This is a genomic window from uncultured Tyzzerella sp. (genome assembly GCF_963558545.1).
Lineage (GTDB): Bacteria > Bacillota > Clostridia > Lachnospirales > CAG-274 > Tyzzerella.
The window spans coordinates 1-2,761 of sequence record NZ_CAUWHO010000098.1 but is presented as its reverse complement, the minus strand read 5'-3'; the positions used below and the strand labels follow the sequence as shown (position 1 = coordinate 2,761).

4 protein-coding genes are annotated in these 2,761 nt (G+C 22.3%); all 4 read left to right on the top strand.

The features are described 5' to 3' along the window. The first annotated feature begins 75 nt into the window (after window positions 1-75). A complete protein-coding gene (locus tag R5Z65_RS09805; protein ID WP_317368834.1) occupies window positions 76-588 on the top strand; it encodes a hypothetical protein in 513 nt (170 codons plus the stop codon). A 210-nt stretch (window positions 589-798) separates the two neighbouring features. Next, a complete protein-coding gene (locus tag R5Z65_RS09800) occupies window positions 799-972 on the top strand; it encodes a hypothetical protein (protein ID WP_317368833.1) in 174 nt (57 codons plus the stop codon). 641 nt (window positions 973-1,613) lie between these two features. Then, entirely contained in the window at window positions 1,614-2,252 is a 639-nt protein-coding gene (locus R5Z65_RS09795; RefSeq protein WP_317368831.1) for a DUF1629 domain-containing protein, read from the top strand. Between the two features lie 174 nt (window positions 2,253-2,426). After that, window positions 2,427-2,761: hypothetical protein (locus R5Z65_RS09790; protein ID WP_317368829.1), on the top strand; the 335-nt coding region annotated here is incomplete at its 3' end.

Below are 2,761 nucleotides of genomic sequence, written 5' to 3'. Positions count from 1 at the left end.
AATATCTAAATAAATACTTAATAAAAAGTATAATATTTGGAAATAATAATTAACTTGGAAAGGAAATAAAATATTATGACTAATAAAATTTATAAAAATATTGAATTGGATATTGATGGAATGGGCATAGTTATTTATTCAAATAAAAATATGAGTTATGTTAATGAAGGAGAAGATTTTTTTAAAAAAGAATTTTCTACACCTACAAAAGTTGTAGAACATATTAAGAAAGGAGATATAGTTGGATTTAATACAGGTTCAGGTGGAAAATATAATATAAAAATAAGAGAAGGATATCCTAGTGAGGGTATTAATAATGAATTTCCAGTTTCAATAAGATTAGCTATAGATGTCAAGGGTAATGTACTTTCATTTATTGATCTTTATTGGCTTACGGAATGGAGTAATAATATTCCTGAGGAACAACAAATTTTTGTAGAAGAAGGAATATATCATCTAACGATCCTAACTATGAAGCCGATTAGTGGAATATGGGGAGATAATCAGGATATATACATATATATGAATAAAATTAATTGTATGCCTGAATTAAATTGGAATGGAGTTCCACAATTGTTTACAGATTAATTGATTTTAACTAAAAATTAGATAAAATATAAAATTTGTTTAGTTTAATTTTAGATGTTAAATTGTAAAAAAAGTTACACAATTCAATTAATTATATTATACTTAAAAATTAGATAAAAGAAAATCATGCTAATAATTAGCTTAGTTTTCTTTAAATATATTAACAAATTATGATATTATGACCAAATATTTAACCATAAAAAAGTTATATTGCCAAATAACATAGAAAAAGAAATAGGAACAAGCTATGAGTATACACCATTTCATAAGTTATTAAAGAAAGAAGAATATGAAACACCAAGAGATTATGAAGGTAACTTATTAAAGGAAATAACCCCTAATAGTTATGATATAAAACTAAATGATGGAGATGGAAATATATAAATCAATAGATATGATGTAGAAAGCTTACTTTATAAAATGTAAGAGAATGGTAGACTTGTTCAATTTATTTTCAATACAGGTCAAGTACTTTTAGAAATAAATTTCTAAAAAGTCTGCTAAAGCAGTCCTTATATCTTTACGGTACATTATCACTATGCAAATGATGAAATGGGAAGTTGTACCCATATAGTAGATGATAGGAAAATATTAAACCAATATGAATATGATGCTTTGAAGTAATACTATTTATGCTTATTGTGAAAATGACCTTGTTTATTATGTTGACCCTAGTGGGAATTCTTGTGAATGTAATGATAAGTATAAAGAAGCATTAAATTTATATGGAGAAGCTATATTGGGAGCATATTATGAAGAAGCTGTTGAATTATATAAAAATAACCCTGATTGGTATCCTAATCCAGATGAATGTGTAATAGTTCAAGAAAAAGAATTAAATGGAACATTATAAAAAGGACATCACATCAAAGGACTTGCATTCGGAGGATTGAACAAACCAGAAAATATTAAAAAACAGTAGAGTCAAAAATTAAGTTTGAAAATATGATTATCTTATGTACACATCATCAAGTTTAGAAGATAAAATAAGGATTATTGGATAAAATAACATTTGGAGGTAAAATATGAAGTATTATGAAATGACATATGATTATGAAAAAGCAGAAAAATATGATTATCTTATGTGTACATCATCAAGTTTAGAAGATAAATATGGTTATTATATTGAAAATTCTGAGTTAAATAATTATTTAGGAGAAGATAAAATTGATGTTATGCATACAGTAATTTCAGGATTTAAAGTAAAAAAATTTTGGGAGAAAACAACATTATATTATAGTCCTTTAGAAAATAATAATTTAGAAATTTTTACAGATTTTTTAAATAATTCATATGGATGGGTTTTGGTATCAGATAAATTTATAAAACTTACAGAAAAATATATTAAAGGTGAGGTAGAATACTTAGATGTATATGTAGAAAATAAAGATAATAAAAATATTAGAGAAGACTATAAAATAATTAATATAATTAAAGTATTAGATGCACTTGATTTGCAAAATTCAATTTATCATTCTATTGATAAGGAGGGTTATATTTTTGGACTAAAAAAATATGCATTAAATAATGATATAGTAAAAGGTAGTAATATTTTTAGATTACATAATCAAATAGACATTATTTTTGTTTCTGAAAATATAAAAAATGTTATAGAAGAAAATAATTTAACAGGTTTTAACTTTAAGGAAGTAAAACTAGTTTAACTATACGCATTTTGATATTAGAATGAATAAAAAAGTTTTAAAATTTTATCAAAATATTAAATATATTGAAAAATAATCTAAAATATAAGATAATATTATTAGATAAAATATAAGAAGAAATAAATCAAAAGTTTAATTTTAAAATAAATTAATTTTATCAGGAGATAAATTAATATGAATGGTTTTAATAAAAAGTTCTATAAAACAAAATTTATACTATTTATATTAGTATTATCAATATTATTGGGAGTATATTTTGATAATGCTAATATAAATATTGTAAATATAGAAAAAGAGTGTTTAGATGATACAATAATAACAAAGGTTTACGTAGATAATATTCCATTGAGTATAAATAGAAGAAAAGAAGAATTTGATAAAGTAATAAATGATTTAAATATTAAAAATAATTATGACCCTAAGTATAATTATGAAGTAAGATTTATAAAAAATGTATTTAAATATAATGAGGTGCAAGAGTATTACATAGGAATATTTAAATATAATGG